The following is a 13904-nucleotide window of genomic DNA, read 5'->3' on the forward strand; positions in this document are numbered from 1 at the left end:
CGTGCCGCATGCGGCCGGGCGGGGGCGCTGTGAGAGTGCGAGGTGTGACCACTGCCCCCGCCGTAGGCGCCGCACCACCCGTGCTCGACCGGCGGCGGCGCAACGTCGTCTTCGGCACGATCATGCTGGGCGTCCTGCTGGCGGCGCTGGACCAGACCATCGTGGGCACCGCGCTGCCGACGATCGTGGCGGACCTCGGCGGCGCGGCCCACATGTCGTGGGTGGTGACCGCCTACCTCCTGGCCGAGACCGTCGCGACGGTCCTGGTCGGCAAGTTCGGCGACCTCTTCGGGCGCAAACTCGTCTTCCAGATCTCGACCGTCGTCTTCATCACCGGCTCGTTCCTGTGCGGACTGTCCGGCAACATGACGATGCTGATCCTGTGGCGGGGCCTCCAGGGCGTCGGTGCGGGCGGCCTGATGGTCACCTCGATGGCCCTGATCGCCGATGTGGTGCCGCTGCGCGAACGCGGCAAGTACCAGGGGGCGATCGGCGCGGTCTTCGGCGTCGCCACCGTCATCGGGCCGCTGCTCGGCGGGCTGTTCACCGACCATCTGAGCTGGCGCTGGGCCTTCTACGTCAACGTCCCGATCGCGATCCTGGTGGTGATCGCCGCGGCCCGGACGATCCCCTCGGTCCGGGCGGCGGGCAGGCCCCGCATCGACTACCCGGGCATCGCGCTGGTCGCGGTCGGCGCGAGCGCCCTGATCCTCGCCACCAGTTGGGGCGGCAACGGCTACGCGTGGGGCTCGGCGGTGATCCTCGGCCTCTTCGCGGGCGGCGCCGCGGCCCTCGCGCTGTTCTGCGTGGTCGAGACGCGGGCCGCCGAACCGATGCTGCCGATGCGGCTGTTCCGCAACCCGGTCTTCTCGGTCTGCTCGGTGCTCAGCTTCGTCGTGGGGTTCGCGATGCTCGGCGCCATGACGTTCCTCCCCACCTACTTGCAGTACGTGGACGGGGATTCGGCCACGGTGTCGGGCGTACGGACCCTGCCGCTGGTCATCGGGCTGCTGATCGCCTCCGTGTTCAGCGGCAACGTCACCTCCAAGACCGGGCACTACCGGATCTTCCCCATCGTGGGCTCCGCGGTGATGGGCGCCGGGCTGTACCTGCTGTCCCTGATGGGGCCCGGCACCGGCGCCTGGCTGGAGTCGCTGTACATGTTCGTCCTCGGCGCCGGCATCGGACTGTGCATGCAGGTCCTGACGATCGCCGTGCAGAACACCGTCGACTACCGCGATCTCGGCACTGCCACCTCCGGCGTCACGTTCTTCCGTACGCTCGGCAGCTGTTTCGGCACGGCGGTCTTCGGCACCATCTACGCGAACACCCTCGCGCCCCGCCTCGCGACGGGCGTGGCACAGGCGGCGAGCGCCACCGGCCTGGACCCGGCCCGGCTGGGCGAGGCCGCCCGCAGCCCGCACGGTGTGCACGGGCTGGACCCGGCCGCCGCCGGGCCGGTCATCGACGCGTACGCGCATGCCCTGCACACGGTGTTCCTGTGGACGGTGCCGGTGGCGGCGCTGGGCTTCGTCGTCGCACTGTTCCTCAAGCAGGTCCGGCTGCGCGACAGCGCCCGGGCGTCGTCCACGGACATGGGCGAGGGCTTCGCCTCACCGGTCACGGCCTCGGGGGACTCGGCCAAGCTGCTGGAGCTGGCGGTCGGCAATCTCGTACGGGGCATGGGCCCCGACACGGCGCGCGCGATCGTGAACGGCAGCGACACCCGGCTGGACATCGCCGGGGCGTGGACGGTGATGCAGGTCGACCTGCTGACCCGGACGGTCGGGCACGCGAGCATCGGCCTCGTCGCGGCCCGTCGGTCGCTGCCGCCGGAGGTGTTGCTGCCGGTCTTCGACCGGATGGTGGAGGAGGGCTACCTGAGCCGCGAGGGCGTCTTCTTCTCGCTCACCCCGGCGGGGGAGCGGGAGGCCGGCGTGATCTCCCTGGCGTGGGCGGACTGGCTGGGCGACCGGCTGGAGCGCGACGGCGGCCGGCCCCGCAGCGCGGCACTGCGCGCGGCGGCGGACGCCATCGCCAAGCGCCTCCTGGCGGAGGACTTGGCGGAGGGCAACTTCGCCCCCCGCCCGGCCCCGGCCTGAGGGCTGTCCCGGGATCCCCGGCGGGCGCGCGGCGCGGGCCCTCAGCGCGCTTCGTGCGGAGTGGCGAGGTAGTCGTGCGAGGGGACGTGGGGGAGCGCCGGGGTGAGGTCGGGACGCCAGGTGCGCAGGACCGCCGCCGAGGGGGCGTAGAGGGCGGAGGGGATCTCGGCCGGGGCGAACCAGGACCAGCGGGCGATCTTGTGGGGCTCGGTCACGGCGGGGGTGCCCTCGGCGGCGTGGGTGACGGCGGCGGCCGTCAGACGGGTCAGGCCGGAGCGTGCGTCGATCTGGACGCCCAGCACCTGGATGTCCCCCGGCGCCGCCCGCAGTGCCGTTTCCTCAGCGAGCTCCCGGGCCGCGGCCTGCTCGAAGCCCTCCCCGGGGTCCACCTTGCCGCCGGGCAGCTCCCAGCGGCCGTCGTGGGCCTGGCCGAGCAGGATCCGGCCGTCTTCGGCGACCACGACGAGGCCGACGCCGACCACCGCGTTGGGCTGCGGGACGGCGCGTTCGGGGCGCTGGTTGCTCATGGGCGTCCTTCCGGGGAGACGGTGGTGGGGCGGGCGCGGACGTGGATCCGCTCGCCCTGGGGGCCGAACAGGCTGAGGAACTCGGCGGGCTGCGGGCCCGCGTTGAAGAAGGCGTGCGGCGTGCGCGTGTCGAACTCGGCGGCCTCGCCCGCCGTGAGGACGAGGTCGTGCGCGCCCAGCAGCAGCCGGACCCGGCCCGACAGTACGTACAGCCACTCGTAGCCCTCGTGGACCTTCGGCTCGGGCAGGGCCTGCGACGGGTCGCTCGGCGGCAGGATCATCTTGAACGCGTGCACCCCGCCGAAGTCGCGGGACAGCGGTACGTAGGTGCAGCCGTGCCGGACGAAGGGGCGCGCGCGGATCCGGGGATCCCCGGTGTCCGGCGCCCCGACGAGGTCGTCCAGCGCCACCCGGTGGGCCCTGGCCAGCGGGAGCAGCAGCTCCAGCGTGGGCCGGCGCTGCCCCGACTCCAGCCGCGACAGCGTGGACATCGAAATGCCGGTGGCCTCGCTGAGCTGTGCCAACGTCGTGCCGCGCCGACGGCGCAGCGCGCGCAGCCGGGGGCCGACGGCGGTGATGACGCCGGCGAGGTCCCGGGCCGGCTCCTGGTCATCGGGGGGCATGCCTCCATTTGCCGGTTCGGCAACCTCATTTGTCAAGCGGGCCGCCTCCGGCGCACGCTCGGCCCCATGGACAAGGTGAGGGCGGGACGGTTCGACGTGGTGGTCGTGGGCGGCGGGACCGCCGGACTGGCGGGGGCGCTGACCCTGGCCCGGGCCAGGCGCTCGGTCCTGGTGCTGGACGCGGGCAGCCCGCGCAACGCCCCCGCGGCCCGCCTGCACGGCTACCTCGGACACGACGGCGAGAGCCCGGCCGGACTGCTGGAGCGGGGGCGGGCCGAGGCGGCCGGCTACGGCGCCGAGATCCGCAGCGGGGCGGCCGGGACCGCCATCGCCGCCGACCGGGAGCCCGGCGGGGGGTTCCTGGTCCGCTGCGGTGACGGCTCGGTGGCGCGGGCCAGGCGGCTGCTGGTGGCCACCGGGCTGGTGGACGAGCTGCCGCCCGTGCCGGGTCTGGGGGCCCGGTGGGGGCGGGACGTGCTGCACTGCCCGTACTGCCACGGCTGGGAGGTGCGGGACCTGCCGCTGGCGGTGCTCGCCGCTTCCCGGACCGGGCCGCTCTCCGTGCACCAGGCCCTGCTGTGGCGGCAGTGGAGCGACCGGGTGACGCTGCTGGCCCACACTTGGCGGCCGGGCACCGGTGAGCGGGAGCTGCTCGCCGCGCGGGGGTCGCTGTGGCCGAGGGGGAGGTGACGGGGCTGGTCGTCGACGCGGACGACCGGCTGAGCGGCGTGCTCCTGGCGGGAGGGGCGGCCGTGCAGCCCTGCCGGGCCCTGGTGGTCGCGCCGCGTTTCACCGCCCGCGCCGGGGTGCTGACCAGCCTCGGGCTGCCCCTGACCACCGTCCAGCGGGACGGGGTGGAACTCGGCACGTGCGTGGCCTCGGACCCGGAGACCGGGGCGACGGCGCTGGCGGGGGTGTGGGCGGCCGGCAACGTCACCGCGCCGACGGAGCAGCTGGCGGGCGCCGCCGCGCAGGGCGTGCGGGCCGCGGCGGCGTTGAACGCCGACCTGGTCGAGGCGGAGACCCGCAGGGCGCTGCGGGCGTACCGGGGGGACTCGGATTGAGCGCAGCCCCCGGCGCACGGCTCCGGCCGTTCGGGACGTATGGCCGTACGGGACGTCGACTCGTTCGGGACGGCTGACGGCTGACGGCTGACGGTTCGAGGCGGCTGCCCGTTCGGAAGGTCTGTCCCCTCGGATACCCGTGGGAAGGAACGGTCTCGCGGGCGGGCTCGCGGGGCCGGATTCGGACAACCGTGCGGGGGTTTCGGTGGGGGCCGGCCCGTGCAGGCTCTGGGCGGTCTGATCGTCGTACGGTTCGTCGGCTCAGGGGGGCTCCATGGCACACGTACTGGTCATCGGCGGGGGGATCGGCGGGCAGGCGACCGCGCTGCTCGCGTCCCGGCGGGGACACAGCGTCGAGCTCTTCGAACGCGATTCCCGCGCCCCCGGTACCGCCCTCGACCGCGACTTCTTCGGCTGGCGCCGACCCACCGTGCCCCAGGCCACCCAGCCGCACGCCCTGCTCGGCGCGGCACGCACCGTACTGCGCGGCGAACTGCCCGACGTGTACGCCGAGATGCTGCGGCTGGGGGCGCGCGAGCGCAGCGAGCTCGACTGGTTCGACGAACGCCCGCCGACGCGACCCGGCGACGACGACCTCGTCATGATCCAGGCCCGGCGCATCCTGCTGGAGAGCGCCATGGCCACCGCCCTGCGCGCCGAGCCGGGCGTCGTCGCGCGCTACGGGGAGCCGGTCACCGGCCTCCGGTTCCAGGGGAGCCGGGTCACGGGCGTCACCTCCGTGGCCGGCACGTACGAGGGGGACCTGGTCGTCGACGCGGGCGGGCGGCGCGGCGCCACCGAGCGGTGGCTGGCCGCGGCGGGCTGCCGGCCGCCGGTGGTGGAGCGGCACCGCACCGGGCTGGCCTACTTCTGCCGCTGGTACCGGCTGCCGGGCGGGCCGGCGGAGAGGCCGCGCCGTCCGTGGGCCGTCACCGGCGGCGCCTTCGCCGGGTGCGCCGTCTTCCCCGCCGACAACCGGGTCTTCGCCGTCACCCTGTTCGTGCACACCGAGGACCCCACGCGCTCGGCGCTGCGCGACCCGGCCGTCTTCGAGGCCGCGGCGCGGGCCTTCCCACCGGGGGAGGCGTGGCTGCGGCTGGGCGCGGAGCCGCTGTCGGAGGTACTGGCCACCGCGAGCCTGGACAACCGGTGGAGCGCGCTGAGCGACGAGCGGGGACCGGTGGTGAGCGGGCTGGTTCCCGTCGGGGACGCCATCACCCACACCAACCCCACGCTGGGGCAGGGAACTTCGCTGACCCTGTGGGCCGCGAGCCGGGTGGCGCGCACCCTGCACCTGGACCCCGGGTCGCCCGGGTTCGCCGCCGGGTACCACGCGTGGGCGGTGCGGACCTTGAAGCCCTGGTTCGACTTCCAGGTGGTCGTGGACGCGGCCATCGGTGAGCGGTTCGCGACGAGGGCGGGGCGTACGGGGACCGCGCGGGAGGTGGCCGCACTGTTCGAGTGCGCGCTGGAGGATCCGGAGGTGATGCGGGCGCGGGCACGGGTGCTGCATCTGGTCGAACCGCCGGAACGGGCGTACGCGGATCCGGAGGTCCGGGCGCGGGTGGCGCGGTGGCTGGCGGACCGGCCGCACTACGCGCCGAACGCGGTGGGGCCGGACCGGGGGGAGTGGGAGAAGCTCACGAGGGGCTGAGGGGGCCGCGGGCCTCAGCTGCCGGGGGTGCCGAGCACTTCGGCCAGGTCGTAGCGGACGACCTCCTCCAGTTGGGCGTACGTACAGCTCTCCGGCAGCCGGTCGGGGCGCCAGCGGCGGAACTGCGCGGTGTGCCGGAAGCGGTCGCCCTCCATGTGGTCGTAGGCCACCTCGCAGACCCGCTCGGGGCGGAGCGGGACCCAGGACAGGTCCTTCTTGCCGGTCCAGCGGCTCTGCGCGCCGGGCAGCCGGGCGCTTTCGTGGGCGGCCTCCTCGGCCCAGGCGGCCCACGGGTGCCCCCCGGGATCGGGCATCCGCAGCGGTTCGAGTTCGGTCAGCAGCTCGGCGCGGCGCTTCATGGGGAAGGCGGCGCAGACACCGACGTGCTGGAGGGTTCCGTGGCCGTCGTAGAGGCCCAGGAGCAGCGAACCGACGATCGGACCGCTCTTGTGGAAACGGAAACCGGCGATGACGACATCGGCCGTACGCTCGTGCTTGATCTTGAACATCAGGCGTACATCGGGCCGGTACGGGAGATCGAGGGGCTTGGCGATCACCCCGTCCAGTCCGGCGCCCTCGAACCGCTCGAACCAGTCGTGCGCGACTGCGGGGTCGGTGGTGGCGGGCGCGAGGTGGACGGGGGGCCGAGAGGTGGAGAGGGCACGGGTCAGGGCGCTGCGGCGGTCGACGAGCGGGGTGTCGAGGAGGGAAGCGTCGCCGAGCGCGAGCAGATCGAAGGCCACGAAGCTGGCCGGGGTCGTCTCGGCGAGCATCTTCACCCGGGAGGCCGCCGGGTGGATCCGCTCGGTGAGGCGGTCGAAGTCGAGCCGGCGGTCGTGGACGATCACGATCTCGCCGTCCATGACGCAGCGGTCGGGCAGATTGTCCTTGAGGGCCGTCACGAGCTCGGGAAAGTACCTGTTCAGGGGTTTGCCGGTGCGACTGCCGATCTCGATCTCGTCGCCGTCGCGGTGGACGATGGCCCGGAAGCCGTCCCATTTGGCCTCGTACTGCATGCCCGGCGGGATGGACGTCACGGACTTGGCCAGCATCGGTTTCACGGGGGGCATCACCGGCAGATCCATGCCTTCGATTCTGCGGCGGGCCGGCGGGAGCCGCGCGGTGTGCGCGCCCGGCCGGATCCGCCCGGTGTGCGGGGCGGCCCGGGGCCCCCTACCGTGGCGGACATGGGTGCTGCGCGTGATGCGATCGAGCTGGACGCGGGCGGGCGGACGGTTCGGCTGTCCAGCCCGGACAAGGTGTACTTCCCGGAGCGCGGCCTCACCAAGCGGGACGTCGCCGAGTACTACCTGGCGGTCGCCCCCGGCATCACCCGGGCCCTGCGCGACCGTCCGACGACGCTGGAGCGGTACCCGGAGGGGGTGGACGGGGAGTCCTTCTTCCAGAAGCGGGCCCCGAAGAACCTGCCCGACTGGATCCCGACCGCCCACATCGCCTTCCCCAGCGGGCGGACGGCCGATGAGATCTGCCCGACCGAGCCGGCCGCCGTGCTGTGGGCCGCCAACCTGGGCTGCCTCACCTTCCACCCCTGGCCGGTGCGCCGCGAGGACACCGAACGGCCCGACGAACTGCGCATCGACCTGGACCCGCAGCCGGGCACCGACTACCACCACGCGGTCGCCGCCGCCCATGAACTGCGGGCGCTGCTGGACGAGGTGGGGTTGCGCGGCTGGCCGAAGACCTCGGGCGGGCGGGGGCTGCACGTGTTCGTGCCGATCGCTCCGCGGTGGACGTTCACCGAGGTCAGGCGGTGTGCGATCGCCCTGGGGCGGGAGCTGGAGCGGCGGATGCCGGGCAAGGTCACGACGGCCTGGTGGAAGGAGGAGCGCGGCGAGCGGATCTTCGTGGACTACAACCAGACGGCGCGCGACCGCACCATCGCCTCCGCCTATTCCGTCCGCCCCCGCCCCCACGCCCCGGTGTCCGCGCCGCTGCGCTGGGACGAGGTGGACGACGCGGAGCCGCGGGACTTCGACATCGTCACGATGCCGGGGCGCTTCGCGCAACTCGGTGACCTGCACGCCGACATGGACGAGCACGCGTTCGCCCTGGACACCGTCCTGGACCTCGCGGACCGTCAGGAGCACGACCACGGCCTGGGCGACATGCCGTACCCCCCGGACTACCCCAAGATGCCGGGCGAACCCAAGCGCGTCCAACCCAGCCGCGCCAAACGTGCGGACCACTGACCCCGCAGGCGGGCGGCGCCAACGCCCCTGCCCCGGCCCCGAAAAGGCCTGCGCGAGAGGCCACTTGGGCAGGGAAATCGCAACTTCGACATGACCCGCGCAGGCAGCTACCTTCGTCTGGTCCTCGGTGGTCGCCCACGGTCGCACAGGGGTTCCTGCACGCCGGGCACGCCGCGACGGGAGGAGTCGGCCCCCCCGCGAACCCTCGCCCCCATGCGTCAGCCACCGAACCGGATCCACGCCAGGCAGCCCCCAGGGAGAAACGCATGCCCCGCCTTGCTCTGTACACGTTCGGTGTCCTGAGGTCGCCTCTCGCCGATCCCGCACCTCTCACGCGCGAGTTCTACGACATCGGTGAGGCCGTCTACCGGAAGATCAGTCAGCAGCCCGGATACCTCGCGCACGCGGAAGCGGCAGACGCCGACCGGGGCGGGCTCTTCGAGGCGGACTGGGGTGCGTGGGGAAAGTTCGCCGTACCGACTTGGTACGGCAAGGGCCACACGCGGGAAACCACCGCCCTGGCCGCGACCCTCTCCCTGTGGACCGGCCTGCGCCCCGCCTTCGACGCCGTCTACACCGGTCCGCACCGTGAGGCACTGAACAGGCGTGGCGACTGGTTCGAGAGGACGGGGCACCCGAACCACGTGTTCTGGTGGGTCTCCGACGGCGTGATACCCACCTGGCAGGACGGGGTCTCCCGGCTGGAGCACCTCCACGACCACGACAGCGCGCCGCACGCCTTCACCTTCCGCCACGCGTACGCCCCGGACGGAACTCCGACCAGGACCAAGGGCACCGGTCCGAAGAGCGACCGGGTTCACTGACGAGGGCGGCCGCGGAGGGCGGGGCGGGGATGCCGGGCGGCCGTTGTCAGTGGGGGGTGCCATGCTCGAAGGAGGCAGCAGCCGCCGGCGAAGGGAAGGGGTACCGCCATGCTCAGCACGGACTACAGGGACGGTTCCCCGGTCTGGCTGGACCTCGGGACTCCCGACACCGAAGGCGCGGCCGGGTTCTACCGCGGCCTGTTCGGGTGGGAGTACGCGCCGGGCGGCGAGGAGGTCGGCGGGTACGGGATGTTCCGGCTCGGCGGGAAGACCGTCGCGGGCGGGATGACCGTCACCCCCGAGCAGGGGCCCTCCGCGTGGACGGTGTACTTCCGGACGCCCGACCTGGACGCGACGGCGGCAGCCGTGCGCAAGGCGGGCGGCGCGGTCGCGTTCGAGCCGATGGACGTGCTGGACCTGGGACGCATGGCGGTCTTCACCGACCCGGCGGGCGTCGCGTTCGCGGCGTGGCAGCCCGGCCGGCACAAGGGCATGGACGAGGTGAGGGTGGTGGGCACCCTCTGCTGGGCGGAGCTGTACACGCCCGATGTCGGTGCGGCCGCCGGCTTCTACCGGGCGGTCTTCGACTGGGAGGTCACCGAGATGCCCTTCGAAGGCGGCACCTACACCATGGTCAAGCCGGCCGGCGCGCCCGACGAGGAGGCCTTCGGCGGTCTGGTGCCGATCGCGGCGGACCCGGTGGAGGACACCGAACGCCCTTACTGGACCCCGTACTTCGAGGTAGCCGACTGCGACGCGGCGGCGGCCCGGGTGGAGGAGTCGGGCGGCAAGGTCCGCCTCACCCCCGTCTCCATGGAAGGCGTCGGCCGTTTCGCGAAGGCAGCGGACCCCTTCGGCGCCCGGTTCGCGGTCATCACCAGCGCTCCCGCCCCCGGTGCGTAGGACACGGTGTTGATGAAGCGTTGATCGGACGTCCATCGGCGGCGGTGAGGATCTGCGTCATGTCGATGAACACGAGCGACCGCCCGACCACTGCCGCCGCACCCGCCTGGTACGACCTCGCCCTGTGCGCGCAGACGGGCCCCGCCTTCTTCTTCCCCGAGCCCGGCTCATCGCTGCGCGACGCGAAGCGGCTGTGCGGGGCGTGCGAGGGCCGGGCCGCGTGCCTGGAGTATGCCCTGGCGAACGACGAGCGCTTCGGCGTCTGGGGCGGCCTCTCGGAGTCCGAGCGCCTCGCCCTGCGCCCGCGCGCCTGACCGGCACGGGGCGGGCACGGGGCGGGTACGCCGAAGCCCCGGCAGGGCACGCGGAACGCGGCCCTGCCGTGTGGGCGTCGTGGCTCAGCTCAGCTGTGCCCTGCCCAGCCCAGGTCAGCCCTTGCGCGCCGCGAGCCGCGCCGCGCGGGCGGCCAGCCGCTCGTCGAACTTGCGGGCCTCGGAGTCCAGGCCGCCCATGAACGCGCCGAGCTCCTCCTGGGCCTGCTGCCCCTCGGGGCCGAGACCGTCGATGTCCATGATCTTCAAGAACCGGATCACCGGGCTCAGTACGTCGTCGTGGTGGATCCGCAGGTTGTACACCCCGCCGATCGCCATCTGTGCGGCCATCCGCTCGAAGCCCGGCATGCCGTGCCCGGGCATCCGGAAGTTGACCACCACGTCCCGCACGGCCTGCATCGTCAGGTCCGGGGCCAGCTCGAAGGCGGCGCCCAGCAGGTTCCGGTAGAAGATCATGTGCAGGTTCTCGTCCTGCGCGATGCGGGCCAGCATCCGGTCGCAGACCGGGTCACCGGACTGGTGGCCGGTGTTGCGGTGCGAGATGCGGGTCGCGAGCTCCTGGAAGGCCACGTAGGCCACCGAGTGCAGCATCGAGTGCCGGTTGTCGGACTCGAAGCCCTCCGACATGTGCTGCATCCGGAACGCTTCCAGCTTGTCCGGGTCCACGGCGCGCGAGGCCAGGAGGTAGTCGCGCATCACGATGCCGTGACGGCCCTCCTCGGCGGTCCAGCGGTGCACCCAGGTGCCCCAGGCGCCGTTGCGCCCGAAGAGCGAGGCGATCTCGTGGTGGTAGCTGGGCAGGTTGTCCTCGGTCAGCAGGTTGACGACGAGGGCGATCTTGCCGATGTCGGTGACCTTGGACTGCTGCGGGTCCCAGGCTTCGCCGTCCTCGAAGAAGCCCGGGAAGTTCCGGCCGTCGCTCCACGGGACGTACTCGTGGGGCATCCAGTCCTTGGTGACCTGCAGATGGCGGTTGAGTTCCTTTTCGACCACCTCTTCCAGCGCAAACAGCAACTTGGCGTCGGTCCACGCCTCCGAGCTGCCGAGGTGGGGGGAGGTGATCGTCACGGGTACTCCAGGGGGAACAAGCGAATTACCTACGGTTCCGTAGCCTACGGAGTCGTAGGTTAAGCACGGCATCAAGGACCAGCCAAGCCCCACCCCTCTCTATGGGTGGTTACGTCCGGTTATCTGTGCAGTTTGAGGCTCTGTGGGAGGGCGTGCGGACGGGCAAATCGGAACCGAAATCACGCACGCGGGTGGTCCCCGCCCCCGTCTTGACGCCCGCGGCGCCGGGGGGCCGGCCGCGCCGGCCCCCCGACCGCTCCTGCTCAGCCGAGCCAGAGCGACTCGCGGACCTCCTCGGCCGTCGTCGGCCGGAGCCCCGCCCCGCCGTCCAGCAGCAGCCAGCGCGTGATGCCCAGCGACTCCAGGAACGGCACGTCGTGGCTGGCCACCAGCAGCGCCCCCTCGTACGACTCCAGGGCGCCGGTCAGCTGCCGCACGCTCGCCAGGTCCAGGTTGTTCGTCGGTTCGTCCAGCATCAGCAGCTGCGGCGCGGGCTCCGCCAGCAGCAGCGCCGCAAGTGCCGCCCGGAACCGTTCGCCGCCCGACAGCGTTCCGGCCGGCCGGTCCGCCCGGGCACCCCGGAACAGGAAGTGCGCGAGCCGCGCCCGGATCACGTTGTTCGTGGCGTGCGGGGCGAACCGGGCCACGTTCTCCACGACCGAGCGGTCGTCGTCCAGTACGTCGGCGTCCAGCCGCTGCGGCAGGAACCGGGTCGGCACGTGCGCCGACACCTCACCCGATACCGGGGCGAGCAGGCCGGCGACCGTCCGCAGCAGGGTCGTCTTCCCCGAACCGTTGCCGCCGACCAGGGCGATCCGCTCCGGCCCGCGCAGTTCCCACTCACCCGCGATCACGGGCCCGTGGGCCGGGCGCAGGTCACCGAAGGTCAGGACCCGCCGCCCCGGCGGAACCCGGGTCGCGGGCAGCTCGATGCGGATCTCGTCATCGTCGCGCACCGCCTCCACCGCCTGGTCGAGCCGCTCGCGGGCATCCGCCAGTTTCTCGGTGTGCATGATGCGGTGCTTGCCGGCCGACTCCTGGGCGGCGCGCTTGCGGGCACCCATCACGATCTTCGGCTCGCGCTTGCTGTCCCACATCTTCTGGCCGTAGCGCTTGCGCCGGGCCAGTTTCACCTGGGCGTCGGCGAGTTCGCGCTTCTGCCGCTGTACGTCGGCCTCCGCGACCCGGACCATCCGTTCGGCCGCCTCCTGTTCGGCGGCGAGCACCTCCTCGTAGTCGGTGAAGTTCCCTCCGTACCAGCGGACTTCGCCGTCGCGCAGGTCGGCGATCTGGTCGACCCGTTCCAGCAGCTCGCGGTCGTGGCTGACCACCACCAGCACGCCGGACCAGGACTGGACGGCAGCGTAGAGCCGCCGCCGGGCCCGCAGGTCCAGGTTGTTGGTGGGTTCGTCCAGGAGCAGGACGTCCGGGCGGGCGATCAGCAGGGCCGCCAGCCGCAGCAGTACGCACTCGCCGCCCGACAGCTCACCGACCGTGCGGTCCAGGCCGATCCGGGCGAGGCCGAGCGAGTCGAGCGTGGCCAGCGCCCGTTCTTCCACGTCCCAGTCGTCGCCCACCGCGGCGAAGTTGGCCTCGGTGGCCTCGCCCGCCTCGATGGCGTGCAGGGCGGCGCGGGTGGTGCGGATGCCGAGCGCCTCGTCCACGCGCAGGGCGGTGTCGAGGATGAGGTTCTGGGAGAGGTAGCCGATCGTCCCGGCGACGGAGACCTGTCCGCCGGACGGGGTCAGTTCGCCCGCGATCAGCTTCAACAGGGTCGACTTGCCGGACCCGTTGAGGCCGATCAGGCCGGTCCGGCCCGGGCCGACGGCCAGGTGGAAGTCATCGAGGACGGGAGTTCCGTCGGGCCAGTCGAAGGAGAGGGCGGAGCAGGTGACGAAGGTGGGAGCAAGACTCATGGAGGCCTCCAGGTTGCGTGAAGTGGTGCGAGCAACGTGGGGAGACAGCCGACGGGTGGTGAAGGGTGGTCGTGGTCGGTGTCTCGAACCTCAGAAGAGCAATGTCCTACTCCGTTTCGACGGCAATGGGTCGCCTACGAAGCTACGGGCGCCCGGAGCCGCCCGCAACGCATTTACCCGCGGGGGCAGCCGGCCGGAGCGCGCTCAGCGGGGGCCGCGCATCAGCTCGGCCAGGCCGTGGTCCAGGTCGAGGTAGAGGTGCTCCAGCCCCGGCGGTGTGACCGTCGCGGCCCGCTCCAGGAACCGGTGCAGGTCGCGGGTCCCCATGAGCACGATCGCGACGCCCTCGGGCGCGTGGAACTCGATGCTGGTCCGCTCGCCGTCGTACGGGCGCACGCGCACGTCACCCGAGCCGGCGGGGCGGCGCAGTCCCGCCTCCAGCAGCTCGCGCGCGAAGGTCCAGGAGACCTCGACGCCCTCCAGCGTCGCGGGGCCGGGGAACGCCATGCGGACGGCGAAGGGATCCGAGCGGTCGTAGCACAGCGTGACGGGCACGGTCTCGACCTTCGGCGCGGTGGCGACCAGTCGGGCCTGCACGGCCTGCTCGATGACAGTGATCAAGGCTCGCTCCCTTGCGGCGGATCTCTCGCCGGGCTTGGGGTGGGCACCGGCAACCGGATA

At 72.8% G+C, this 13904-nt stretch carries 12 protein-coding genes and 1 pseudogene; 7 read left to right on the top strand and 6 right to left on the bottom strand.

From position 1 onward, the window contains the following. The first annotated feature begins 8 nt into the window (after nt 1-8). Nucleotides 9-2102, top strand: a complete 2094-nt coding sequence (locus tag OHA81_RS26000; RefSeq protein ID WP_329199727.1) for an MDR family MFS transporter — start codon at nt 9-11, stop codon at nt 2100-2102. A 41-nt stretch (nt 2103-2143) separates the two neighbouring features. Here the strand turns inward: OHA81_RS26000 and OHA81_RS26005 are convergent, their stop codons facing one another. Further along, nucleotides 2144-2629, bottom strand: coding sequence for a nucleotide triphosphate diphosphatase NUDT15 (locus OHA81_RS26005; RefSeq protein WP_329199729.1), 486 nt, complete (start codon nt 2627-2629; stop codon nt 2144-2146). Then, a complete protein-coding gene (locus OHA81_RS26010) occupies nt 2626-3252 on the bottom strand; it encodes a helix-turn-helix domain-containing protein (protein ID WP_329199731.1) in 627 nt (208 codons plus the stop codon). Before OHA81_RS26010 ends, OHA81_RS26005 begins: the two co-directional genes overlap by 4 nt. Nucleotides 3253-3318: 66 nt before the next feature. Between OHA81_RS26010 and OHA81_RS26015 the strand changes: the two are divergent. Then, a pseudogene (locus OHA81_RS26015) lies at nt 3319-4316 on the top strand (NAD(P)/FAD-dependent oxidoreductase). Between the two features lie 274 nt (nt 4317-4590). After that, a complete protein-coding gene (locus tag OHA81_RS26020) occupies nt 4591-5970 on the top strand; it encodes an NAD(P)/FAD-dependent oxidoreductase (protein WP_329199733.1) in 1380 nt (459 codons plus the stop codon). A gap of 14 nt (nt 5971-5984) precedes the next feature. On the opposite strand, the gene OHA81_RS26025 is transcribed toward OHA81_RS26020, so the two are convergent. Further along, a complete protein-coding gene (locus OHA81_RS26025; RefSeq protein WP_329199735.1) occupies nt 5985-7055 on the bottom strand; it encodes an ATP-dependent DNA ligase in 1071 nt (356 codons plus the stop codon). Between the two features lie 102 nt (nt 7056-7157). On the opposite strand from OHA81_RS26025, the gene ligD reads away from it, so the two are divergent. From ligD to OHA81_RS26045, 4 genes are all read left to right on the top strand, one after another. Beyond that, nucleotides 7158-8180, top strand: a complete 1023-nt coding sequence (gene ligD / locus OHA81_RS26030) for a non-homologous end-joining DNA ligase (RefSeq protein ID WP_329199736.1) — start codon at nt 7158-7160, stop codon at nt 8178-8180. Nucleotides 8181-8446: 266 nt separating this feature from the next. After that, nucleotides 8447-9004, top strand: coding sequence for a DUF3291 domain-containing protein (locus OHA81_RS26035; protein WP_329199738.1), 558 nt, complete (start codon nt 8447-8449; stop codon nt 9002-9004). Between the two features lie 108 nt (nt 9005-9112). Further along, complete coding sequence (locus OHA81_RS26040; RefSeq protein ID WP_329199740.1) at nt 9113-9907, top strand: VOC family protein; 795 nt, start codon at nt 9113-9115, stop codon at nt 9905-9907. 59 nt (nt 9908-9966) lie between these two features. Beyond that, nucleotides 9967-10221: a WhiB family transcriptional regulator gene (locus OHA81_RS26045; protein ID WP_329199741.1), complete on the top strand. Its 255-nt coding sequence runs from the start codon at nt 9967-9969 to the stop codon at nt 10219-10221. Nucleotides 10222-10335: 114 nt separating this feature from the next. Here OHA81_RS26045 and OHA81_RS26050 read toward each other — a convergent pair whose 3' ends face one another. The 3 genes from OHA81_RS26050 to OHA81_RS26060 form a co-directional block, all read right to left on the bottom strand. Next, nucleotides 10336-11307: an acyl-ACP desaturase gene (locus OHA81_RS26050; protein WP_329199743.1), complete on the bottom strand. Its 972-nt coding sequence runs from the start codon at nt 11305-11307 to the stop codon at nt 10336-10338. A gap of 263 nt (nt 11308-11570) precedes the next feature. Next, a complete protein-coding gene (locus tag OHA81_RS26055) occupies nt 11571-13223 on the bottom strand; it encodes an ABC-F family ATP-binding cassette domain-containing protein (protein WP_329199745.1) in 1653 nt (550 codons plus the stop codon). Nucleotides 13224-13427: 204 nt separating this feature from the next. Continuing rightward, the gene (locus OHA81_RS26060) at nt 13428-13844 is read right to left on the bottom strand and encodes an SsgA family sporulation/cell division regulator (protein ID WP_329199747.1); all 417 of its coding nucleotides are present in this window, start codon (nt 13842-13844) and stop codon (nt 13428-13430) included. Between the last annotated feature and the right edge of the window lie 60 nt (nt 13845-13904).

This window comes from Streptomyces sp. NBC_00667, assembly GCF_036226825.1.
GTDB lineage: Bacteria > Actinomycetota > Actinomycetes > Streptomycetales > Streptomycetaceae > Streptomyces.

Excerpts from the sequence above, each read along its gene's own strand:
- OHA81_RS26000 (WP_329199727.1), top strand. The coding sequence starts at position 9 with ATGCGGCCGGGCGGGGGCGCTGTGAGAGTGCGAGGTGTGACCACTGCC.
- OHA81_RS26005 (WP_329199729.1), bottom strand. The coding sequence starts at position 2,629 with ATGAGCAACCAGCGCCCCGAACGCGCCGTCCCGCAGCCCAACGCGGTG.
- OHA81_RS26010 (WP_329199731.1), bottom strand. The coding sequence starts at position 3,252 with ATGCCCCCCGATGACCAGGAGCCGGCCCGGGACCTCGCCGGCGTCATC.
- OHA81_RS26020 (WP_329199733.1), top strand. The coding sequence starts at position 4,591 with ATGGCACACGTACTGGTCATCGGCGGGGGGATCGGCGGGCAGGCGACC.
- OHA81_RS26025 (WP_329199735.1), bottom strand. The coding sequence starts at position 7,055 with ATGGATCTGCCGGTGATGCCCCCCGTGAAACCGATGCTGGCCAAGTCC.
- ligD (WP_329199736.1), top strand. The coding sequence starts at position 7,158 with ATGGGTGCTGCGCGTGATGCGATCGAGCTGGACGCGGGCGGGCGGACG.
- OHA81_RS26035 (WP_329199738.1), top strand. The coding sequence starts at position 8,447 with ATGCCCCGCCTTGCTCTGTACACGTTCGGTGTCCTGAGGTCGCCTCTC.
- OHA81_RS26040 (WP_329199740.1), top strand. The coding sequence starts at position 9,113 with ATGCTCAGCACGGACTACAGGGACGGTTCCCCGGTCTGGCTGGACCTC.
- OHA81_RS26045 (WP_329199741.1), top strand. The coding sequence starts at position 9,967 with ATGTCGATGAACACGAGCGACCGCCCGACCACTGCCGCCGCACCCGCC.
- OHA81_RS26055 (WP_329199745.1), bottom strand. The coding sequence starts at position 13,223 with ATGAGTCTTGCTCCCACCTTCGTCACCTGCTCCGCCCTCTCCTTCGAC.